A 22,087-nucleotide genomic window follows, 5' to 3' on the forward strand; every position below is an offset into this window, starting at 1 on the left:
TTTATCCTCCTAGAACTGTTTTAAGAATCTGTAGTCATTTTCATACAGAAGGCGCATATCATCGATCTCGTATTTCAGAAGTGCGATACGCTCCAGACCTACACCAAATGCAAAACCAGTGTATTCTTCCGGATCGATGCCACACATCTCAAGTACATGCGGATGAACCATACCACAGCCAAGGATCTCGATCCAGCCGGATCCTTTACAGAAACGGCATCCTTTGCCGCCGCATTTGAAGCAGGATACGTCAACCTCTGCACTCGGTTCTGTGAACGGGAAATGATGCGGACGGAATTTTGTTTTTGTTTCCGGTCCGAACAGTTCTTTTGCAAATTCTTCCAGTGTACCTTTCAGGTCTGCAAATGTGATATGTTTGTCAATAACCAGACCTTCGATCTGATGGAAGGACGGAGAATGTGTTGCATCCACTTCATCAGAACGGAATACACGTCCCGGAGCGATCATACGGATCGGCAGTTTGCCCTGTTCCATGGTTCTCGCCTGTACCGGAGAGGTCTGGGAACGAAGCAGGATGCTGTCTGTGATGAAGAAGGTATCCTGTTCGTCACGAGCCGGATGATCTTCCGGAATATTCAGTTTGGTGAAGTTGTAGTCCGCATACTCTACTTCCGGTCCTTCTACAACTTCATAACCCATACCGATGAAGATTCTTTCTACTTCTTCCAGAGCAATGGTATTCGGATGACGATGTCCTACATTTGCTTTCTTAGCCGGCAGAGTCACATCGATGACTTCTGCTGCCATCTTTGCTTCCCGCAGTTCTTTCTCCAGACGGGTTTTTGTCTCCTCCATCATGGTTTCGATCTTTGCTCTGGCCTCGTTGACCATCTGTCCTACTTTCGGGCGGTCTTCCGGAGCTACATCTTTCATACCTTTCAGTACAGAAGTAAGCTGTCCTTTTTTACCAAGGAAATTTACTCTTACATCATTCAGTTTGTCCAGGGCATCGGACTGTTCAATCTTCTCAGAAGCTTCATCCAGAATCGCCTGTAATGTTTCTTTGATACTATTGCTCATGGCAGTTCTCCTTTTCTATTTGTTTGGGGCGGATGCAAGGCAACGAGTAAAATACGCTTCGCGAATTTCACTCGTTTTCGCAGCAGTTGCCAAAGTCTCGTACTAGCACGAACTTTTGCTCGTTGCTCGCGAATCAAAATTGATCCACCGGACCAATTATTGATATGCAGTACAAAAAAAGCCCCGTCCTTCCAGTTTCCTGGAGGGACGAGGCAACTATCTCATAATCTCGCGGTACCACCCTGATTTCCGATTAAAAAATTAACGGACACTCATTAAGACTTAACGCGTCTGTACGTCTTCTCTTACTGTATTTTCAGAGAAGCAGCTCCGGTGGGAATCTCAATATGCATCTGAACTTAAAGGAGCTTGCAGCCGGTGACTCCTTCTCTCTGTAAGAAAATACATATCTACTGACACTTTCACAGCTTTTTTCTATCGGCATCAATTATAGTATGAATCTTCTTATCTGTCAAGTTCTATTTCCGATTCCCGCCCTTTTTGCTACTGCTCTTTCTTTTCCTCTGTTTTCTCTTCTTCCGGATCATTTTCCCGGATTCCCCGTAGAAGTCCCTGATACTCATTGCGGATCCGCTCGCTCGCCACCCGGTGCAGTCTGCGAAGACGTTCTTCAAAGTAGGCGTTGATCTCTGCCCCGATCAGAACGATATACATACAGAAATACAGCCATAAAAGGATTAAAATAATCGTTGTCAGGCTTCCGTACATATTGGAAAATCCGTCGTAATAGTCCAGATAAACGGAAAATCCCAGGGAAAACAGCGACCATGCCACCGCAGAAATCACCGCACCAGGTACCTGGCTTCGAAAAGATGTTTTCCTGTTCGGCAGAAATTTATAGACCATCAGGAAAATCAGTGCCAGTACGACCAGAGAAACCGCGGTACGCATGCCAATGATATAAGCTGTCACTCGCGCCAGCGCCGGAATGTATCGTGTCAGAAGCTTCTGGATACTGTTACCAAATACCAGAAGGATCAGACTTCCGATAACGGCGAGGATAAAAACCAGCGTATACAAAGCGGACCGGATCCTGGTTACCACATAATTTCTTGTCTCTTTTACATGGTAAATCGCATTTACCCCGTTCGTCAGTCCCTGCAGACCTTTTCCCGCACTCCACAGGGTAAAGATCGCACTGATCGGTACCACTGCAGTCGACTTATCATAAACTTCCTGAATAATACTCAAAAGAAAACTTCGAAAATCCCCTGCATCCGGCATCACCTGTAAAATCATCTCCACAACCATATCTTTCGTAATCGAAACGTAGGTGACCAGCGGAAGCAGAAGCATCAAAAAGGGCACAAAGGACATCAAAATAAAGAATGCTGCCTGTGCAGCAAACGCACTCACATGATCCTGATTCATGCGGTTCATGAATCCGGTCATGATTTTTATGAACTTTTTCATTTTGTTTTCCTTTCTGCGCAATATTTATTTTTTATATACTTATTTTTATCATACTATTTTTTCAGAAATCCTGCAAGTTTTCTATCGTAATATTCTGATAAAAAACCTGCAGGATCTCCCGCCAACCCATTCCGTCTTCCGCAAGATGCTTTGCTCCGTTCTGACTCATCCCCACGCCATGCCCATAACCGCCACCGGTAAATACCAACAAATCAATTCCCTGTTCGTTCCCGGTATCGATCACAAAACAGGCACTCGGCAGCAGTTCCATCGTGTTACAGGTACTTCCATCATTTCTGATAATAGACAGCCCTTTTACTGACAGAAACTTTCGGATCGCATATTCATTTTCCAGTGTCACACTCTGTTTGTCTGCCTGAATCTCCAGCATTTTTACCCCTCCGCCGGGATTTCTTTCCTGTATCGCTAAACCGGTAAATGTGCCAATCTGGGGATACTGTCTCTCACTTCGCTCCTTCAGCACCTCCCAGGGAATACTCACTTTCCATCGATACCAGATATCTTCTTTTTCATAATCTCCCGCTTCTGTCTGTGATATCAGTTCCCGGAAATATGTTTCTGACATGTCTGTCTGCTTTGCCGTTCCTGTCTGCTCTTCTGCGCCATTCCCGGTTGCCATAGCTTCCACTGCCTGATGGCTCACTGCAACACTTTTCAGATAAGACGCGCTTTTCTTTGCATCCCAGACTTCATCCGTATCGGTATATCCCCAGGAAGTCGAAAAAAAGTAGGCTTCGATCGGCTCTCCACCACAGAGCATCACCATCCCACAGGTAGCATCCACCGCCTGATTGCTTGTTTCCTGCTCCGGAATATTGTTATACACCTGACAGGAAACCGTATCATCCACATCTGCATTCCATTCTGCCATTCGTTGTTCTCTGATCTGGCGTACCGCATAGGTTCGCGCGCAGACCGCCTGTGCACAGAGCGCTTCCACAGGTGCATCAGCAGGCATCTCACTTGGTACAACTCCTTTCAGATACGATTCCAGATCCACCTGATTAATGATCCGAAATCCCTCTTCCTCTCTTGTCACTTCCAGGATTCCCCGATAGGCAGGTGCTCCCTGATTTCTTCTGACAGATTCCAATGTCAGCGGTGTTGTCGCTTCTGTCGGTTCTACCCAGACAGTCTGCCCCGGCTGCATCTGTTCCGACAGGCAAAGTTCCGTGCCCGCCTCCTCCTGCACCGTAAAATCTCCCTTCACACAGTAGGCTCCCGCGCAGGATATCCGCACCTCTGAATGAACATAATGTTCCGTTCCGTCGACGGAGATCAGTACCCGGATCGTATCCTCCTTTCTGTCCGTCTTCGTTTCATTTTCCAGATTTGCGAAATCCTCCTGTGATACATCCTGATTTTCTTTTCTTTCATTTTCCGTCTGTTCTTCCTCTATATTTTCCCCGGAAGTCCCGACTTTTGCCATCTGCTGTTCCGCCTGTAATTTCTCCAGATAATCATTTTCCTCTTCCCGTTTCTGTCTCCCTTCCCGTATTCCCATCAGAAAGAGTAAAATAAAAAACAGTACCGTTCCTGCAATCGTCAGCATCCATTTCCATGGAATATTTTTATTTGTTTCACCATTTTTTCCCATATTTCAGTATATGGCATTTTTCAAAAAATTATCCAGCGGGACGGGTTGTGTTTTTTTCTGTCGATCAAAGTTGATTCACTGAACAATGACTGACAGACAGTAAAACAAGTTAAAAAGACGCTGTATTCGGAATGTTATACCGGATACAGCGTCCTCTTATTCTTCTTTTCTTATTTTACCAGAAAACGATATACTGTTTTTGTATCGTATTTTTCTCCTGCTTTCAGGAATGGCTGTGCAAAATGCGTATCGTTGACCGCATTCGGGCAGTACTGGGATTCCAGGCAGAATGCATGGCGTTTGTCATATACCGCACCATTTTTTCCTTTTTCGTTATCTACAAAGTTTGCTGCGTAGAACTGAACACCCGGGCAGTCTGTATAAGCTTCCAGCGCGATTCCAGTTTTTTCACAGTATGCTTTTGCCATCCAGTCAAAAGCTCCTTTCGGTTTGTCCAGTACAAAGTTATGATCATATCCGCCTGTCATCTGCAGCTGTTCAAAGTCCGCATCGATCTCTTTACCGATTGCTTTCGGCTGTGTGAAATCCATCGGAGTTCCGACTACAGGAGCGATCTCACCGGTAGGAATGGATTTGGAATCGATCACCGGTGTATATGTGGTTGCATTCAGCTGCATAGTCTGTTCATATACATTACCGGAATCATGTCCACCCAGATTAAAGTAGCTGTGGTTGGTCATATTGGCTACGGTGTCCTGATCGGAAATTCCTTCGTAATGGATCTCTACAGCATTGTCATCTGTCAGTGTATAAGTAACTGTCACATCGAAGTTTCCAGGAAATCCCTGTTCTCCGTCCGGGCTGTGATGATGGAAGGCAACTGCCTGTTCTTTTGTCTCAGCTTCCCACATCATAAATTCAAATCCATCCGGACCGCTGTGCAGGTTGTTTCCGTTTTCATTCGGTGTCAGCTGGATCTTCTTTCCATTCAGCATGAAAGCTGCTCCGTTGATACGGTTTCCGTTTCTTCCGATCGTAGAACCGAAATGTGGTGGATTTACCTGATAATCTTCTCCGTGATCATATCCGAGTACTACATCGGTCAGAACTCCGTTTTTATCCGGCACCAGCACGCTTACCAGAATCGCACCAAAATCTGTCACTTTCATTACCATACCGTTTTTATTGGTTACCGTATACAAAGAAATGGCTTCCCCTTTTTTCGTTGTTCCAAAACTCTGTTTCTCTACACTCATCTTATCCTCCATTCCAGCCGCTTCCTGATTTTCTGCCGAGCAACTATGTAATCACATAAAAAAAGAGTCATTTTCTGACTCCTCATTTTCTTTTTTTATAACCCCGGAGTGCCGTTTCCCTTTTTTTGACGCCTAGCGACTGCTAGGTGGGTGACCGCAGTATCTCTTTTGTCTTCCGCTGCGTAATGACGGCCTGACATCCAATCAACAATATAGGAGTCCCATAAACGTAAATGTAGGTTCAAAATAAAGAGAGGATCGTACACCCCAGGTGTTATTTCTTATTGTATTATACCCTAGTCTATGTTGTATTTCAAGGAATAATGTACAAAAATATCAAATTTTCAGCGAATATTTAGTTTATTTAATACCAAGAATATTCTTCACAACAGCAGGCATCTCTGCCACCTCTGCAACGGTATTGTGACGCACTTCTGCATTGCGGATCTCTTCGATCGCGTTCGGTACAGCAACGCCAGAAATCTCAGACAGCTGATCGATCAGTTCAAAATCACCCATGGAAGCATATTTGCCTTCATCAATTGCTTCCATCACGCTTCTTGTGAACTTATACGGGCTTGCGGTAGATGCAATAACAGTTTTGGCTGTATCACCGGTTTCTTTTGTGTATTTACCATATACGGTTGCAGCAACACTGGTATGTGTATCGATCACATAACCACAGTCTTTGTAGATCTTTCGGATCGTCTCCGCAGTCTCTTCTTCTGTCGCATAGTTTCCATAGAAATCAGCCAGCTGTGCTTTCATCTCGTCTGTGATATGATAAGCACCATCTTTTGTCAACTCTTCCATCAGAACTTTATTTTTCTCCGGATCATTTCCTGCAATTCTGTAAATCAGACGTTCCAGGTTGCTGGAGATCAGAATATCCATAGACGGTGATGTTGTCAGGATAAATTCTCTGTTTCTATCATAAGTTCCTGTAGTAAAGAAGTCAAACAGAACTTTATTATCATTGGATGCACAGATCAGTTTTTTGATCGGCAGTCCCATATTTTTTGCATAGTACGCTGCCAGAATATTTCCAAAGTTACCGGTAGGAACCACTACATTAATCTCTTCACCTGGCTGGATCTGTCCTGTTTTATACAGATTTGCATATGCGTATACATAATATACAATCTGTGGAACCAGACGACCGATATTGATTGAGTTTGCAGAAGAAAACTGATAACCTGCATCTGCCAGCTCTGCTTTCATCTCACTGTCGTTGAAGATTTTCTTCACGCCGGTCTGCGCGTCATCAAAGTTTCCGCGGATCGCAACAACGTAAGTATTGTCACCTTTCTGAGTTACCATCTGTTTTTCCTGGATCGGGCTTACACCGTCCTTCGGGTAAAATACGATGATTTTTGTTCCCGGTACATCTGCAAAACCTGCCATCGCTGCTTTTCCGGTATCACCGGAGGTTGCGGTCAGGATCACGATATCATTGGTCACACCGTTTTTCTTTGCTGCTGTTGTCAGCAGATATGGAAGAATCGACAGAGCCATATCTTTGAAAGCAATGGTAGATCCGTGGAATAACTCCAGATAATAAGCGCCATCTGCTTTTACAAGAGGTGCAATGACATCGGTATCAAATTTCTGATCATAAGCAGACTGAATACATTTTTTCAGTTCTTCCTCTGTAAAATCAGTCAGAAAACGACTCATTACTTCATAGGCAACTTCCTGATAAGACATCTGTGCCAGCTGCTCCATGGGAACCTCCAGTGCCGGAATCTGATCCGGTACAAATAACCCGCCATCTTCGGAAAGACCTTTTAAGATTGCATTTGATGCAGTTACTGTACTTCCATTTCCTCTGGTACTTCTGTATAATACTTCCATTCTGTACACTCCTCACATATTTTTATGCTTTTATGTAGTAAATCACTATAGTTTAGAATTATAGCACAGGTCACTTTTTCTGGCAATCCTATTTTCTCGGATTTCCGATCGCAAAATATGCTTCCATCGTTTCGTTCAAAACATATCACTGATATCAGGCATAAAAACTGTGCCCGCCATGTTCAAACAGAAAAGTCAGTTTCTCATCGAACCATTTTACGTTTTTTTCGTCTGCCTGGTCTCTTGCAATAAAATACAACGCCCCCTGCGACAGATCTTCCCCATCGATCGCACGGTTTACTGCTTCTCTCGTATCATCCGAAACCGTTACGGTATAGATTCTTCCATCTTCGGTCGGCGAAAACTGTGGGCTTCCTCCTGTCCGGTCCCAGATCACGGAAGTTACATTATCCGGAAACTGATCACTCGCCACACGGTTTAAAATAACATCCGCAACCATGATTCTTCCTTCCAGATCTTCTCCACCGGCTTCTGCCTCCACGATCGACAGAAGATTTTCATAGTCTTTATCTGACATACGCATCTGTTTCGTCAAATCTTCCGTCTGCTGATCTGCAGCCTCCACCGCCTGGATCATTCGGGTTCCCACATCCAACTTTGCCACTGTTTCGGTTCGAATCATCCACTGTCCCACGAGAACCGTCTCACACGGACCTCCAACAGCCCGATAACTCTTCGTCAGCCCTTTCGTAGCCTGAATACCATCGATTACCCCTGCATAGCCACAGGGGATCGACCCGTCAGGGTCATCGTCTCCGGTATCCGACTCTTCCTCTTTTTGTCCGACTGCTTCCTGCGTAACTTCCACTCCCTCTGTCTGCTTTATGATCGTCGGTTTGCCGCCCATCAGACTTCCAGCACCCGCGATGATCACCGCTGCGCCTGCTCCCACTGCCAGACATTCTTTTTTCCGTTCTCTGACTGTCCGCAGAAGCATCGTCCGAAGAGAATTCCAGGCCTTCTTTAATCGTTCCATTTCTATTCCTCTTCGTTCTTCTATTTTTTCATACTTTTGTAATATTCTATTCACATTTCTAAATAAAGTCAAAAGAATCTATGTTTTTTCTACTTATTTCACGAATTTGCTCCCACTTTTTCATGAAAAACGACAGTATTTTTGATATCAAGAACCCACTTTTTTCTATTTTTCGATACATTTAATTGTTTTTTAACATTTCTGATGATTTTGTAACATTTTTTCAGGTGACGCCAAAAAAGAAGGCAGAATATTACATTTTTGCAACATTCTGCCTTAATTTCTTTTTACAACATCGTACTTCGCTTTTGCCAGAATTCTCTTTCCAAAGTTGCCCGATATGTTTATTCCACAATCTTTTCTAAACAAAAAAGATATCATTTTCGATGCAACACACTTACATAGGAAACAATATCTTTTTGTAAAAAACTTCCGGATACAACTCCGGTTTTATTCATGATGTAGCACGCGAAGCGCGCATGGGAATTTAGTTCAAAATTGCATTGCCAACGGTTGTCTGAGGTTACGGAGCAGGCTCGTCCTTTCGTCCGTTAGTCCTGTCTATCCGTTACCACAACTCTATTTATTTTTATACTTCCTAGCAATCTCCTGCATCTGCTCCCACTTCTGTTCCATATCCCACACCAGTTTCAGCTGTGTTCTCGTGCGATCCAGGTTGTGTGTCGGATAATCAATCTTAAAATATGTATCCCCGGACAGATAATCTGTCAGGAATCTCATTCCACACTCATAGGTCATAACCTTCGCTCCGATCGGCAGACACTCAATCTCCATATCCGTCAGCGCACCGCCGCATCCTTCTACGAAACCTTTTGTATAAATATCATACAGTTCCATATCACAGGAAATTTTGGAAAGATCCTTTTCATCCTCCGTACCTGTACTCGCGCCGAAACGAATGGAATCACCAAAATCATTTACCGCCAGTCCCGGCATTACTGTGTCCAGGTCAATGACACAAAGACCTTTGCCGGTCGCATTATCCATCAGAACATTGTTTGACTTGGTATCGTTATGCGTTACACGAAGTGGAAGTTCACCAGCTTCTAACAAATCACCCAGCACACATGCCACATCATAGCGATCCTTCACAAACTGAATCTCTTTCTGCACTTCAGCTGCTCTTCCGCATACATCCTCTTCTACTACTTTTTCGAACGCTGCAAACCGTGCCTTGGTATCATGAAATCCGGCAATAGTTTCTGTCAGTGTATCTGCCGGAAAATCTGCCAGCATTCTCTGAAAATTTCCAAATGCCACAGCACTCTCATAAAAATCCTGCGGATCCTTTATTTCATCCAGTGCATATGCATCTTCTATAAAATGATAGGCTCTCCAGTACTCTCCAAAACTGTCTACAAAATACGCTTCTCCATTCTTGGCACATACAAAATCCAGTGTTTCTCTCTGCGGATCTCCACCCTGTGCCTTAATCTGCTCTTTCAGATAAGCAGTCACATGAAGAATATTATTCATCAGAGAAACCGGATCCTTGAATACGGACCGGTTCATGTGCTGCAGAGAATACCGATGTGTTTCCCCGTTTCTGTCAAATGACATCATAAAAGTATCATTAATATGACCATTTCCACAAGGTGTACATTCCAGAAATATTCCCTCAATATCGAATCCCTGGATTGCCTCCTGTCTTCCTGTCTGTAAGTTTTCCTGATTCATAGTTCTATATCCTTTCGTATTTCTGACTTTTCTATACGGATGCCGGTTGTATATGTAATTTCAGTCTTTTCTACTCCGTGTCACATGCGTCATAATATTTAGTATACCATATTGTCAGAAAAACTCAACTTAAAATTCTGTATTTCTATACCTGTATTTTAGATTTGTATCTATCTGTCTCTGCTGCTTTCAGTCTTTTTCATGATCTGCCATGCCATCCAGACTCCTGCAATGCCCCCGGTCAGTTTTCCAGCCAGAAGTGCTCCTGTCGCCGGAGCATCCACACCCAGGACAAATCCGAGATGTGCTGCCACCATGGATGTTCCACACACCAGAAGAGCTGCATTCATCACAATTTCTCTCTCGTTCATCTGTTTCATATCTGCTATCACAGGCAAGGCACTGACAATTCCCACAAGAAGTCCCGCAGTACCAAGTCGTCCAAGACCAATCTTCTCGCCCACCCATTCCAGCGGTTTTTTCAGCAGGCGCTGCAGAATCTCTGCAAATGGCAGACTGCCCAAAAGAACAATCCCAATAGAGGAAACTACCCCCAGTGCCTCATCCAGACCTGCCATCTCCGGAAGCAGCTGCACTCCGGTCATGTAGGAAAATGCTCCCAGAGCAATGCCAATTGTTCCTGCACCACGAATTATTTCTGCAAAAACACGAAATCCACGAATCATCCCATCCGGGAATCGGGAAAGTCCCAGTATCAACAGTACCGCCAGAAGAAATACCGAAATACTCTGAATGAGCAATTTCCCAATAGAAAGACCGCACAACAGTCCGCCCACCAAAATTCCGACAGGCAGCGCACTCAAACCTGCTAATATTCCTTTTGCAAACAATGGCTTCTCCCGCTCGCCTAACATTCCCATCCCTACCGGAATCGTAAAAGTAATCGTACAGCCAAGCGTAGCACCGACGATAATTCCTCCGTATCTTCCAATCGCAGGATCCAGTGCCAGTTCTTTACAAAGCTGGTAGCCTCCCATATCAAGAGCCAGAATCCCACCCAGCATACCTGGATCCAGATGAAGCATACGATAAAATGGCACAATCGTGTATTCCAATCCCAGTGATACCAACGGCGTAATGCAAATCAGTCCAGCCATGGAAAGCGCTGTCGGTCCAAGGAGCTGAAATCCGTCCTCAAATCGTTTTCCCAGCCCAAGACGATTCCCCAGCAACCGGTCCGTTCCACCGATCAGAGCACAGATTGCCATGATCCACATCATTATCTTGTCCATATAAATTTCCCCCTGTACAGAAATATGTTCAACGCAATAATGAGCAATGACCATTTCCAGTCATTGCTCATTATTTTATAATACTTTCGATAAAAATTCCTGTAGTCTCGCGTTCTTCGGATGTGCGAAAAACTCTTCCGGAACATTTTCTTCCTGGATCTTTCCTTCATCAATGAAGAGAACTCTGGTTGCAACTTCTCTTGCAAATCCCATCTCGTGGGTAACAACCACCATGGTCATACCGCTCTGTGCCAGTTCTTTCATGATCTCCAGTACTTCTCCAACCATCTCCGGATCAAGCGCTGAAGTCGGCTCGTCAAAAAGCATGACATCCGGATTCATCGCCAGTGCACGGGCGATTGCGATTCGCTGCTTCTGACCACCGGAAAGGCTGTCCGGGTAAGCATCCGCTTTATCCGGAAGTCCTACACGGGCGAGAAGTTCTTCCGCTATTTTTGCAGCTTCGTCTTCTTTCGTCAGTCCGAGCGTAACCGGAGCCAGCATAATATTTTCCTTAACGGTCTTATGTGGAAACAGGTTAAACTGCTGGAATACCATACCAATTTTCTGGCGATGACGGTTGATATCGACTTTCGGATCGGTAATGTCCACACCTTCAAAAAGGATCTGACCACCGGTAGGCACTTCCAGAAGGTTCAGAGAACGAAGAAACGTAGATTTTCCGGAACCGGATGGGCCGATGACTGCTACCACTTCACCCTGACAGATATCTGTGGTGATACCGTCCAGAACCTGGTTATCATCAAACTTCTTCTCCAGTCCCTGTACCTGCAATAAAACTTTTCCTTTATTTGCGGTCACTTTTTCTCAACCTCCTCTCCAGTTTACCCATAAAGTATGTCAGAATCGTTACCAGCACCCAGTAAAATACTGCTGCTGCGATCAACGGTACAAAGGCTTCGTATGTACGACTCTGTACCAGTGTCGCTGCTTTCGTGATATCTGTCATACCGATATAACCGATGATAGATGTCTCTTTCAGCAGCACGATCATCTCATTGATCAGTGCCGGCAGCACATTTTTAAATGCCTGGGGCATAATGATCAGCTTCATCGTCTGTCCGGAACTAAGTCCCAGACTCCGTCCGGCCTCCATCTGTCCTTTATCGATGGACATGATACCCGACCGCACGATCTCCGCCACATACGCACCGGAGTTAATACCAAATGCCACACCACCAACGATAACTTCATTCACCGCGATGGAAGCAAATATAACAAAGTTAAATATCAACACCTGAACCATCGTAGGCGTACCACGGATAACACTCAGATACACCTTACAGATCGCATTCAGCACCTTCAGCTTCCCTGTCTGCTCATAAGTCGACCGGATAATCGCCACCGTAAACCCAAGCACCACACCAATACAAAGTGCCAGCACCGTAATCAGCAACGTATTCCGCAAACCCGTCAACCACCAACTGGAAGCCCCATTATCCACAAAATACCTGTGAACCCAATGACTTAAAGATCCCATATCGTTTCCCTTACACTCCTTTTACAAGGTCTTTTCGTATATTTTTTACTTCATCTCTCATATCCCGGGGATTATCTTTCACCTTACTAAACCTCACTAACATAAAAGCCATCCCCCATTGTCAGAAAATATATTTTCTTACCTCCCGCCTGCGAAGGTTCGCTTGATATTTCAATACGCAGACCATCTGACACGGCCGGTCCTTAGGCAGCGTATTTTGCTGCCTTAGTACCGCTGCCAGTGTCAGCTGAGCGGGAGCGGGTCGGAGTATTGAAATATCAAGCGAACCCCACCCGGGTATCCAAATATTTATTTTCTAACAATCACAACCTGAGACGCATTCGCATAAGTATCCGTAAAATCAACACTCTCTTTTCTCTCATCTGTCACAGTCATACCAGCCGCACCAAATTCAGCCTTACCACTGGAAACTGCTGCCAGGATGGATTCGAATGCCATATCGTCAATCTTCAGATCATAACCCATCTTGTCGCAGATTGCTTTCGCCATATCTGCATCGATTCCTACGATATTATCTCCTTCTTTATACTCCCAAGGCTCGAACTCTGCGTTGGTAGCCATGGTCAGAGTACCGTTGGTATACTCGGTTCCTTCCGGAGTCTCGTACTGGTAGCTTCCCTGGTCATCACCGATGTAGTTTGCCATGATCTTATCCAGAGTTCCATCCTCTTTCAGTTCCTTGATGGCCGCATTCATTTTCTCTGTCAGTTCTGTATTTCCTTTTTTCAGACAGATCGCATATTCTTCCGGTTCCCAGATATTTTCTACGATCTTCAGATCATCGTTGGCATCTACGAACTTCTGAGCCGGCAGAGAGTCGATCACAACCGCATCGATCTTACCGGTCTTCAGAGCCTGGATGGCATCCGCACCTTTGTTATAACGTTTCATCTGAGAATCACTTGCTACTGCATCGCTGGCATTGCTGTCTCCGATAGTACCGGTCTGCACACCGATGGTCAGATCTTTCAGATCATCTACGCTGGATACCTCTACCTGTTTTTTGCTGCCGCATCCGAACATGGATACTGCCATAATACCTGTCAGTGCAAATACAACTGCCTTTTTCATACTCTTATCCTCCTGTTATTCTTGTGTACTCACGAATCTGCATATAGTTTTCCGTCTGATTCATCCTTCTGCATATCTATACAGAGTGAGTGCATTTTTATACTAATTAAAATCTTCTTTATTATAACAGCTTTTTATTTTTTTGCAACCGGGAATTTCTGCCTGTAAGATTCTTTTTCCTTTTGTCTTGCTATGAGAATCTTTCTTTTATCAGCCGGTCACCGTTTCGGATCCGCTTTTCCCAGTCCGGGAAGTCTTCTTCCAGAATCTCCCGGAAAGCCCGGTATTCATCAAGAAGTCCCTGACCGTGGAGGACACGATAGGCTCCGGCATCACTTCCGAGAGCAAGTTTTGCTCCGAGCTGATACCCGCGGAGTAATGCTTTTTTCTGTCCTTCCCAGATATTTTTCACTACTTGTTCCGGAAACCGTCCGTCTCCGAGAAGATTTTTTACTGTTACTATCGTAGGTACCCAGACAGCATCGGAAGCAGCAAGTGCCCGAAGCGCATCCTCATCACAGAAATTTCCATGTTCGATGCTGTCCACACCTGCAAGAGCTGCTGCCCGAACTGCCTGACTGCCGTTTGTATGTGCCATAACGGGGAAACCTTCTTCATGGGCAATATGGATCAGTTCGCGGATCTCACTGTCGGCAAGTGAGGGTTCCGTCAGACCTCCATGCGTAAAGTCCATGATCCCGGAGATCATAATTTTCACGAAATGGCCTCCCTGCCTGCGCAGCTCCCGGATCAATTCGCAGTATTCCTGCATGGTTTCATAACTTCTTCCCACGATGCCTCCGTAGTGCCCCTTTTTGTGAATGGCAAAGATCGGTGTCCGGTAGGTGATCCCATAGGCAGGTGCCAGTTCCATCGTCCGTTTTGATGTTCCGTAGATATCCCCGCCTTCCCGCAGCCAGGTGATTCCGCGCTTCCGGTATTCCGCAAGATGCGCGTGGATCACCCGGTCGCAGACGCCATTTTTCTGGTCGGCTACGGCTTTTTTATAGTCTGTGCCGTTCATAAAAATGTGCATGTGGGCTTCGCCGTATGGGAATTGGTTGATTGCTTTTCTTTGTAGCTGTTGTTTCATATTCTTTATCGCCTGTCCCTCACTATCGTTACTGTTCACTCCGTTCTCAGCAACCTCATTATCTTCTATTTCAATCTTTCACATATAAAACACTTGAATTCTTTGATATAAAGTGATAGTATTTAATTAAATCAAAACTGATCCATTGGATCAATTATTGATTTGCAATGTAACAGAAAGCACCCACTCCAATGGTGGATGCTCCGAGTTTAGGCTTTAACTTATGTCCTTAAGGATGCGGCCTATCCTGTGGGCTGACAGGATAGGCTTTTTTATTTTCGCTTCTTTCTCTTATCGAAAAAGGTAAGCAACGCTACGAACATGTTACCAAGAGATATCAATAATGCCAATATCCCAAGAACAATCGAATGAATTTCATAAGCTGTCATCGCGCCACCTCCCTTCTTATGTATTCCGTCAAACGGTACCATAACCTCGGGAGGCTACCTCACCCTGTCATGGGTGCTTTTCTTGCATAATATTTTATCACACATATGGTATTTTATACAAGCACATTTCTGTTTTTTTCTGTTATCGTCTAATCTCTCCGATCATCGATCATATACAGTAACGCATTGCAGATGCACGCTGCGATATTGCTTCCGCCTTTTCTTCCCCGTGCCACGATATATGGGACATCCGCTTTCATGATCAGTTCTTTGGACTGTACCACGTTGACGAATCCTACCGGGACACCGATGATGAGTGCCGGATTCAGTTTTCCCTCTTCGATCAGTTCGTAGAGACGTACTAGAGCAGTCGGAGCGTTACCGATCGCAAAGATCAGTGGTTTGTCCAGCTGTGCTGCCTTATCCATACTTGCAGTGGCTCTTGTGGTTCCGTTTGCCTTCGCTGTGGCTGCCACATCCTCATCGGACATGAAGCAGTAAACCTCTCCGCCGTAACGGGCGAGGGCACGTTTGTTGATGCCGGATCTGCCCATCTGGGTATCCGTAACGATACAGGCACCCTGGCGAATCGCATCCATGGCTTTTGCCACGACATTGTCAGAAAAACACAGACTGTCCGCATATTCAAAGTCTGCACTTGTATGGATACAGCGTTTGATGATCAGTTCTTTGTCCGGGTCCAGTTTCCGGTCGCCCAGTTCTTCCGTGATGATCTCAAAGCTTCTGCGTTCAATATCTCTTGGTTTTACATTTTCCAGTTCTATTTTCATAACTTATACCCCTGCTTCCAGAATCTCATATATTGCTTTCATATCCAGATGTTCCCGCAGCGCTGCTGCCAGAATATCGTACTGTGTCTCCTTGAATGTCTGAAAATCCACACCTTTCATCTCTGAGGTATCAATTCCCTTCTTTTTCCCCAGTGCCCGGATCACAGCCTCCGCCACACCTTCTTTGTCAAATACACCGTGAACATAGGTGCCATAGACACGGGAAGTATACGCACCATCCTGTTTTTCCTCTGTGGTCTTTGCATGATCCCGGATCGTTGTCAGCGGGGATGCCCCTTTATGCAAAGTCGTCACACCCATATGAATCTCATACCCTTCCAGCTCCACGCCGGAAAGCTGGGAAAGTTCGCCCTCTACCTGTCCGAATGTACCGCTGACTCTGGTTCTGGTCTTTCCGTCTGCAAATACGGTATCCATCGGAAGCAGTCCCATACCTTTCATGGTTCCACCCGCTTCCACGCCATCCGGATCGGAAAGGGTTTCCCCTAACATCTGATAGCCGCCACAGACACCGAAAATCACGGTTCCGGCTGCTGCCAGTTTGAGGACTGCCGCTTCCATTCCGCTCTCCCGCATCCACTGCAGGTCTCCCATAGTATTTTTTGTTCCCGGGAGAATCACCATATCCGGATGCTTCAGTTCATGGATATGCTTTACATATCGAAGAGACACACCCGGAATATTTTCAAATGGATTAAAATCTGTAAAGTTAGAGATCCGTGGAACCCGGATCACCGCGATATCGATCTGTCCCACCTCCTGCTGACTGTCAAACCGCTCCGTCAGACTGTCTTCGTCTTCCACCTCGATCTGCAGGTACGGTGCCACACCAACTACCGGGATGCCGCTTCGTTCTTCCAGCATCTCCACACCGGGATCAAGAATGGTTTTGTCCCCTCGAAATTTGTTGATGATCAGACCCTTTACCATCTCTTTTTCATCGTCTTCCAAAAGCATTACCGTACCGATCAGCTGGGCAAATACGCCGCCGCGATCGATATCTCCAACCAAAAGCACCGGGGCTTTTGCAAGCTTTGCCATACCCATATTGACGATATCATCCTGCTTTAAGTTGATCTCCGCCGGACTTCCTGCGCCCTCGATCACGATGATATCATTTTCCGCCGCCAGAGTATCATACGCTTTCATAATATCCGGGATCAGTTTCTTTTTGTAGGCAAAATAATCGCGTGCGCTCATATTTCCAAGAACTTCGCCGTTTACGATCACCTGGCTGCCTACATCATTAGTCGGTTTTAACAGGATCGGATTCATCAGAACGGAAGGCTTGATGCCTGCCGCTTCCGCCTGCATGACCTGTGCTCGTCCCATCTCGAGTCCTTCTTCGGTGATAAAGGAATTCAGTGCCATATTCTGTGATTTAAACGGTGCTACCCGATAACCATCCTGTTTAAAGATCCGGCACAGTCCGGCTGCCAGCAGGCTTTTTCCCGCATTTGACATGGTTCCCTGTATCATAATTGCTTTTGCCATGATTCATCTCCTCACTTTCCGAATCTTCCGTAATAACTGTTCGTTTTCGTTATGCAGCTTCACCGCGATCCGATAACATCCTTTCCAGAGGCCCGGATAGTTGCTGCAGTCCCGGATCATCACGCCTTCTTCCAGAAGTTTTTCATACAGATCCGGCTCTCCCTCAAAGAACACATAATTTGCCTGGGAGTCCAGCACCGGATATCCACACGCTTTCAGCCCGTCTTTCAGAAATGCCTGTTCCTGAAAGATCAGTTCTCTTGCTTTTTCTACATACGCGGTTTCTTTTAACGCCGCAACCCCCGCTTCCTGCGCCGGCATCGACACATTCCACGGCTGCAGCTGTTGTTCCATTTTCTCCATCAGTGTTTCACTCGATGTGATTCCGTATCCCAGTCTTAAGCCCGCCATCGCGTATCGTTTGGTAAATGCTTTCAGAAGAAACAGATATTGTTTTCCTTCCAGTTCACCCTTTAGCGTATGCACTTCCGGTTCCGAAACGAAATCCAGGAAACACTCATCCACTACCAGATAAATATTTTTCTCTTCACAGATCGTTACAATCTCCCGCAGAAGCTTCGGATTTATCAGTATTCCCGTTGGATTGTTGGGATTGCATAAGAATACCATCTGCAAGTCTTCTTTTTGCAGTTTCTCCAGAATCGTACGCTGTAAGGTAAATCCATCCTCTTTTTTCAGAATTTCCCTGTCCACCTCACATCCAACGGCTTCCAGTGCCTGGGCATATTCCGCAAAAGTCGGTGCCATGACCAGCGCCCGTTTCGGTTTTACTGCCTGCACCAGTGCAAAGATCAGTTCCGCCGCCCCGTTTCCACAGATCAGCCATTCCACCGGAACCTGTTCGTATGCAGCCAGTGCCTGTTTCAGTTTTTCCTGACAGGCATCCGGGTAATGACAGATCCATTCCATGCTGTCTTTTGCCGCCTGAACGACCGCGGACGGTGTTCCCAGCGGATTGATATTTGCTGAAAAATCCAGCACATCCGGGTGGCGGTAGATGTCTCCGCCGTGTATGTATTCTTTCATGAGTCCGTTGCTTCTCCTTTTATTATAATTTTAAATAAACAGACAGACCAGAACACGCACCAGTCCAAATACGACCAGTGACAGTACTGTTCCTGCATACATCAGTTTATGTGATCTTAAGATATCCTCCATTTCCACTTTCCGGATCGAATCGCCGATAAATGGTTTTTTATGCAGTTCTCCAAAATACCATGCATCTCCTGCCAGCTGGATATCCAGTGCGCCCGCCATCACTGCTTCTGTCTGTGCAGAGTTCGGACTGGCATGTTTTCTACGGTCGCGGAGATAGATTTTCTTTGCATTTTTTCCATCCATACCGATCAACCAGGCTCCCGCGATCATCAGCCAGGCGGAAAGTCTTGCCGGGATATAATTTAACACATCGTCCAGTTTTGCCGCCGCCGTTCCGAAATACTGGTATTTGTCATTCACATAGCCTACCATGGAATCCATGGTATTCACGCTTTTATAAGCAAATCCAAGCACTGCGCCGCCGATCATCATATAAAAAAGCGGGGCAATGATACCGTCGGATGTATTTTCCGCAACGGTCTCAACTGCTGCCTTGGTTACACCTTCCTCGGTCAGATTCTGCGTGTCGCGTCCTACGATCATCGATACCGCGTAACGGCTCTTCTCGATATCTCCGGTTTGCAGCGCATCGTAGACTTTTTTGCTCTCATCACGAAGGGATCTTGCGGCAAGCAGCTGGTAGCACATAAAGCTTTCCAGTGCCACACCCAGCCAGGTACGGAATCCATACGCCAGATGCAAGATCAGCCACGGAACAAAAGACGAAGCCGCCACGATTCCCACCACCAGGAATCCTCCGGCGATCCGCTCTCCTGTTTTTGTTTTCGGAAATATGTTCCGCAGGATTTTTTCTAAAAATGTGATTCCCTTTCCGATGATACGCACCGGATGATACAGCCATCTGGGATCCCCAAAACACAGATCCAGCAAAAATCCCAGTACTACTGCCAGTAATGTCCATCTCATCTTTTCTTCCTCTTTCTGTAACCGCCTGCTTTTTTGCAGTTGCGTGTTTTCTTTTTTCTTCCATTATGTTTATGTTCTCATATTTTCGCCTCGTTTTCTCGAGTCATTCGCATACGAAAATATGTGTTTGTTCGAATTTATTATGTTTGTACTATGTATCATTGCCTACTACTGTTTTTCTTTTTCTGTCAGTTGGATCGCCGTTATTACACGTAGCACTGGGTTTTCTCCCGCTCCTTCCATCCATTCCAGATTTACTTCCGCCTCATATCCGCATCCGTTACCTACATGCCATTCATAAAATTCTTTTTTTGTTTCCGCAAACCGTTCCAGCACCGCCATGATGATCCCGCCATGTACTACGAACGCTGCTGATTCTGCTCTATCTTCTGCACAGATCTTCAGTCCTTCCAGAAATCCCTGACATGCTCTGTCGCGGAATTCCTGCGGATCTTCTCCTCCCGGAAATGGCAGCGTTGCGTTGCTGTCCACCCACGCCTGATACTCGGCATCACCGGTCATTTCTTTCCAGTTTTTGTTTTCGAATCTTCCGAAATCACATTCTCTGAGATTCTGAATCACCTGCTGTTCCTGTCTAGGATAGATACACGCGGCTGTCTGACGGCAGCGAAGCAGGGGACTTACAAAAAGTTTTTCTGCATTCGGATAGTTCTGTGTTTTCAGTCGTTCCTGATCTTCTTCCAGAACGGGTTCATCGGTGATCCCGATATATCGCTGCAGTTGATTCCCGGGTGTTTTTCCATGCCGGATCAGATATATTTTCATCTGTTTTTCTCCTTTTCTCACTTGATCCGCGTTCCAAGCCCACAGCATACACGGGTTACCTGATCCGCATAAGCCGCCAGTTTCGTACAGACACGACCACAGGCTTCTCTCCATTCCCGTTCTTTCGCTTCCATCGGGACGATTCCGTAGCCTACCTCATTCGTTACGATGAGCAGATTGGGGTTTTCTTTCCATATTGTTTCTGCGAGATCCTGGACGGATCTTCCTTCGTCGAGTTCTCTGCGGATGAAGGAGTGGAAATGATGGACTGCTTTTGCTGTTTTCAGATCTTCTATCGTGCAGGTCTGGCCGTCTTTCCAGTCGGGATTGGTCAGGTTGTATGTTTTCGATGCGTAAGATTGTTTGCCCTGATAAGCACCGCCGATTACTAATTTCATTGTTGGTTCTCCTTTTACTTTACTATACAGTTATTCAATCTCATCTTTTAAAACCAGAGCGCACCAAGCACTGCCCCACAAGCCATAAACACCTCACAAAGCGACAAAAAGCACCCAGCCAGGTCCCCGGTAGTTCCGCCAAAATATTTCATCGCATTCCGATAATAAAGCACATAAACCAGCCCTGCGATCGCATACACCAGAAGTCCAACCTTCCAGTCCACCAGCAGCATCCCGATCAACAGCACCACCAGATACACACACATCGTAACCTTCACTCTCTGATCCTTCGCTCCGCGTGCCATCGCTGATACCGATCCCGTCTTCTTCGCTTTCGGGAATGTCACAACCGCCAGTCCGCTTAACGTCCGTGACAGACAAAACGTAAACGGAATCATCGCAAGCGCCCGTGTACTGATCTGGCTGTATACGCCGTAGTAGAACAGGAAATAAACCACACACGTAATCACCGCAAACGCTCCGGAATTTGAATCTTTCAGGATCTCCAGCCGGCGATCCCGCTCCTGCCAGGAACTCATCGCGTCTGCCGTATCCAACAGTCCGTCCAGATGAATTCCACCCGTGATCAGCCACGGGATCAATGTCAGAATCACGGTATAAAAAGCTGCTGAAAGTCCCAGCCGCGCCCCGAATGTTCCCCACAGCCAGGTGACACCGCCGATGGCTACACCTACCCACGGAAAGAAACACATCGCATACGCCATATTTTCCTCATTCCATTCACACTGCGGCATCGGGATCTTCGAGTACATCGAAAATGCGATCAGAAAACTATGATAAAACTTCTTCATTTTTTCTCTCCTCACCTGTCTTTTTATGAGAAATCGGGATTCCGTAGACTACTTCCGTGACTGCGTCTGCCAGCTGTGCCATCTGACCGTTGATCGCACCCAGCTTTTCCAGATATTTTTCGGTCTCCGGATCGTAGGTGATACCGTCGGAAAACACCTCGTTCGTCACGACCACCAGATTTCCCGCCTGTTCCAGCAGATGGCGGATTCCCGAAAGAACTGCGGCCACAGTATTTTCCCCGGCTCCGCCCTCCTGATAAATCTCATTTGCCACCAGATTTGACATGCACTCGAGCAGTACATCCGCACCTGCCGGTATCGTAAGATGCTCCAGATCGGTATACCGTTCCATCGTCGTGAACTTTTTTTCCGCCCGCATGGCGCGATGTCTCGCGATCCGCCGGTGGCTTTCCTCATCAAACGGGTACATCGTCGCAATATAGATTCTATTCTCTCCCTGAAAATCCAGGATACACTGTTCCGCATAGGCAGATTTTCCACTGCCGCTTCCCCCTGTTACTACATGAAACATTTCTGATTTCCTTCACTTTC

General features: G+C 46.0%; 20 protein-coding genes, 1 other RNA gene and 1 other annotated feature. All 21 genes read right to left on the reverse strand.

The window, feature by feature from the left end:
• Positions 1–9 precede the first annotated feature (9 nt).
• Positions 10–1,041: a phenylalanine--tRNA ligase subunit alpha gene (pheS, locus tag ETP43_RS08545; RefSeq protein WP_022399319.1), complete on the reverse strand. Its 1,032-nt coding sequence runs from the start codon at positions 1,039–1,041 to the stop codon at positions 10–12.
• A gap of 200 nt (positions 1,042–1,241) precedes the next feature.
• Positions 1,242–1,476, reverse strand: a binding site (T-box leader).
• 69 nt (positions 1,477–1,545) lie between these two features.
• Positions 1,546–2,475, reverse strand: coding sequence for a YihY/virulence factor BrkB family protein (locus ETP43_RS08550; RefSeq protein ID WP_129257762.1), 930 nt, complete (start codon positions 2,473–2,475; stop codon positions 1,546–1,548).
• 61 nt (positions 2,476–2,536) lie between these two features.
• The gene (locus tag ETP43_RS08555; RefSeq protein ID WP_129257763.1) at positions 2,537–4,093 is read right to left on the reverse strand and encodes a SpoIID/LytB domain-containing protein; all 1,557 of its coding nucleotides are present in this window, start codon (positions 4,091–4,093) and stop codon (positions 2,537–2,539) included.
• 170 nt (positions 4,094–4,263) lie between these two features.
• Positions 4,264–5,310, reverse strand: a complete 1,047-nt coding sequence (locus ETP43_RS08560) for an aldose epimerase family protein (RefSeq protein WP_129257764.1) — start codon at positions 5,308–5,310, stop codon at positions 4,264–4,266.
• Between the two features lie 96 nt (positions 5,311–5,406).
• Positions 5,407–5,587, reverse strand: a non-coding RNA gene (ssrS, locus tag ETP43_RS08565) — 6S RNA.
• 83 nt (positions 5,588–5,670) lie between these two features.
• Positions 5,671–7,164 (reverse strand): threonine synthase, encoded by a 1,494-nt coding sequence (gene thrC / locus ETP43_RS08570; RefSeq protein WP_022399315.1) that lies wholly within the window; start codon positions 7,162–7,164, stop codon positions 5,671–5,673.
• Positions 7,165–7,318: 154 nt separating this feature from the next.
• Positions 7,319–8,161 (reverse strand): cell wall hydrolase, encoded by an 843-nt coding sequence (locus ETP43_RS08575; RefSeq protein ID WP_243114237.1) that lies wholly within the window; start codon positions 8,159–8,161, stop codon positions 7,319–7,321.
• 579 nt (positions 8,162–8,740) lie between these two features.
• A complete protein-coding gene (locus tag ETP43_RS08580) occupies positions 8,741–9,859 on the reverse strand; it encodes a phosphotransferase enzyme family protein (protein WP_129257765.1) in 1,119 nt (372 codons plus the stop codon).
• A gap of 170 nt (positions 9,860–10,029) precedes the next feature.
• Complete coding sequence (locus tag ETP43_RS08585) at positions 10,030–11,112, reverse strand: ethanolamine utilization protein EutH (protein ID WP_129257766.1); 1,083 nt, start codon at positions 11,110–11,112, stop codon at positions 10,030–10,032.
• Between the two features lie 75 nt (positions 11,113–11,187).
• Positions 11,188–11,934: an amino acid ABC transporter ATP-binding protein gene (locus ETP43_RS08590; RefSeq protein WP_022399309.1), complete on the reverse strand. Its 747-nt coding sequence runs from the start codon at positions 11,932–11,934 to the stop codon at positions 11,188–11,190.
• Positions 11,921–12,613 (reverse strand): amino acid ABC transporter permease, encoded by a 693-nt coding sequence (locus ETP43_RS08595; RefSeq protein WP_022172880.1) that lies wholly within the window; start codon positions 12,611–12,613, stop codon positions 11,921–11,923. Before ETP43_RS08595 ends, ETP43_RS08590 begins: the two co-directional genes overlap by 14 nt.
• A 309-nt stretch (positions 12,614–12,922) precedes the next feature.
• Positions 12,923–13,705: a transporter substrate-binding domain-containing protein gene (locus ETP43_RS08600; RefSeq protein WP_129257767.1), complete on the reverse strand. Its 783-nt coding sequence runs from the start codon at positions 13,703–13,705 to the stop codon at positions 12,923–12,925.
• A 190-nt stretch (positions 13,706–13,895) separates the two neighbouring features.
• Positions 13,896–14,837, reverse strand: a complete 942-nt coding sequence (locus ETP43_RS08605) for an amidohydrolase family protein (RefSeq protein WP_243114238.1) — start codon at positions 14,835–14,837, stop codon at positions 13,896–13,898.
• 499 nt (positions 14,838–15,336) lie between these two features.
• Positions 15,337–15,978 carry a precorrin-8X methylmutase gene (locus ETP43_RS08610; protein WP_022172883.1) on the reverse strand — a complete coding sequence of 214 codons (642 nt, stop codon included), beginning with the start codon at positions 15,976–15,978 and terminating at the stop codon, positions 15,337–15,339.
• Between the two features lie 3 nt (positions 15,979–15,981).
• Positions 15,982–17,493: a cobyric acid synthase gene (locus ETP43_RS08615; protein ID WP_129257769.1), complete on the reverse strand. Its 1,512-nt coding sequence runs from the start codon at positions 17,491–17,493 to the stop codon at positions 15,982–15,984.
• Positions 17,494–17,496: 3 nt separating this feature from the next.
• On the reverse strand, positions 17,497–18,540 hold the full coding sequence (gene cobD, locus ETP43_RS08620) for a threonine-phosphate decarboxylase CobD (protein ID WP_129257770.1): 1,044 nt from the start codon (positions 18,538–18,540) through the stop codon (positions 17,497–17,499).
• Positions 18,541–18,570: 30 nt separating this feature from the next.
• Positions 18,571–19,539 carry an adenosylcobinamide-phosphate synthase CbiB gene (cbiB, locus tag ETP43_RS08625; protein ID WP_129257771.1) on the reverse strand — a complete coding sequence of 323 codons (969 nt, stop codon included), beginning with the start codon at positions 19,537–19,539 and terminating at the stop codon, positions 18,571–18,573.
• A gap of 168 nt (positions 19,540–19,707) precedes the next feature.
• Positions 19,708–20,325, reverse strand: coding sequence for a histidine phosphatase family protein (locus ETP43_RS08630; RefSeq protein WP_129257772.1), 618 nt, complete (start codon positions 20,323–20,325; stop codon positions 19,708–19,710).
• A gap of 17 nt (positions 20,326–20,342) precedes the next feature.
• Positions 20,343–20,723: a bifunctional adenosylcobinamide kinase/adenosylcobinamide-phosphate guanylyltransferase gene (locus tag ETP43_RS08635; protein ID WP_022399300.1), complete on the reverse strand. Its 381-nt coding sequence runs from the start codon at positions 20,721–20,723 to the stop codon at positions 20,343–20,345.
• Between the two features lie 47 nt (positions 20,724–20,770).
• Positions 20,771–21,535, reverse strand: coding sequence for an adenosylcobinamide-GDP ribazoletransferase (locus ETP43_RS08640; RefSeq protein ID WP_022399299.1), 765 nt, complete (start codon positions 21,533–21,535; stop codon positions 20,771–20,773).
• Positions 21,516–22,067 carry a bifunctional adenosylcobinamide kinase/adenosylcobinamide-phosphate guanylyltransferase gene (locus ETP43_RS08645; RefSeq protein WP_129257773.1) on the reverse strand — a complete coding sequence of 184 codons (552 nt, stop codon included), beginning with the start codon at positions 22,065–22,067 and terminating at the stop codon, positions 21,516–21,518. The genes ETP43_RS08640 and ETP43_RS08645 overlap by 20 nt, the downstream gene beginning before the upstream one ends.
• Positions 22,068–22,087: the final 20 nt, after the last annotated feature.

Source organism: Blautia faecicola (assembly GCF_004123145.1).
GTDB lineage: Bacteria > Bacillota > Clostridia > Lachnospirales > Lachnospiraceae > Oliverpabstia > Oliverpabstia faecicola.

Bases quoted from the DNA above. Each gene is read 5' to 3' on its own strand.
- pheS (WP_022399319.1), bottom strand. From the start codon at position 1,041: ATGAGCAATAGTATCAAAGAAACATTACAGGCGATTCTGGATGAAGCT.
- ETP43_RS08550 (WP_129257762.1), bottom strand. From the start codon at position 2,475: ATGAAAAAGTTCATAAAAATCATGACCGGATTCATGAACCGCATGAAT.
- ETP43_RS08555 (WP_129257763.1), bottom strand. From the start codon at position 4,093: ATGGGAAAAAATGGTGAAACAAATAAAAATATTCCATGGAAATGGATG.
- ETP43_RS08560 (WP_129257764.1), bottom strand. From the start codon at position 5,310: ATGAGTGTAGAGAAACAGAGTTTTGGAACAACGAAAAAAGGGGAAGCC.
- thrC (WP_022399315.1), bottom strand. From the start codon at position 7,164: ATGGAAGTATTATACAGAAGTACCAGAGGAAATGGAAGTACAGTAACT.
- ETP43_RS08575 (WP_243114237.1), bottom strand. From the start codon at position 8,161: ATGGAACGATTAAAGAAGGCCTGGAATTCTCTTCGGACGATGCTTCTG.
- ETP43_RS08580 (WP_129257765.1), bottom strand. From the start codon at position 9,859: ATGAATCAGGAAAACTTACAGACAGGAAGACAGGAGGCAATCCAGGGA.
- ETP43_RS08585 (WP_129257766.1), bottom strand. From the start codon at position 11,112: ATGGACAAGATAATGATGTGGATCATGGCAATCTGTGCTCTGATCGGT.
- ETP43_RS08595 (WP_022172880.1), bottom strand. From the start codon at position 12,613: ATGGGATCTTTAAGTCATTGGGTTCACAGGTATTTTGTGGATAATGGG.
- ETP43_RS08600 (WP_129257767.1), bottom strand. From the start codon at position 13,705: ATGAAAAAGGCAGTTGTATTTGCACTGACAGGTATTATGGCAGTATCC.
- ETP43_RS08610 (WP_022172883.1), bottom strand. From the start codon at position 15,978: ATGAAAATAGAACTGGAAAATGTAAAACCAAGAGATATTGAACGCAGA.
- ETP43_RS08615 (WP_129257769.1), bottom strand. From the start codon at position 17,493: ATGGCAAAAGCAATTATGATACAGGGAACCATGTCAAATGCGGGAAAA.
- cobD (WP_129257770.1), bottom strand. From the start codon at position 18,540: ATGAAAGAATACATACACGGCGGAGACATCTACCGCCACCCGGATGTG.
- cbiB (WP_129257771.1), bottom strand. From the start codon at position 19,539: ATGAGATGGACATTACTGGCAGTAGTACTGGGATTTTTGCTGGATCTG.
- ETP43_RS08630 (WP_129257772.1), bottom strand. From the start codon at position 20,325: ATGAAAATATATCTGATCCGGCATGGAAAAACACCCGGGAATCAACTG.
- ETP43_RS08635 (WP_022399300.1), bottom strand. From the start codon at position 20,723: ATGAAATTAGTAATCGGCGGTGCTTATCAGGGCAAACAATCTTACGCA.
- ETP43_RS08640 (WP_022399299.1), bottom strand. From the start codon at position 21,535: ATGAAGAAGTTTTATCATAGTTTTCTGATCGCATTTTCGATGTACTCG.
- ETP43_RS08645 (WP_129257773.1), bottom strand. From the start codon at position 22,067: ATGTTTCATGTAGTAACAGGGGGAAGCGGCAGTGGAAAATCTGCCTAT.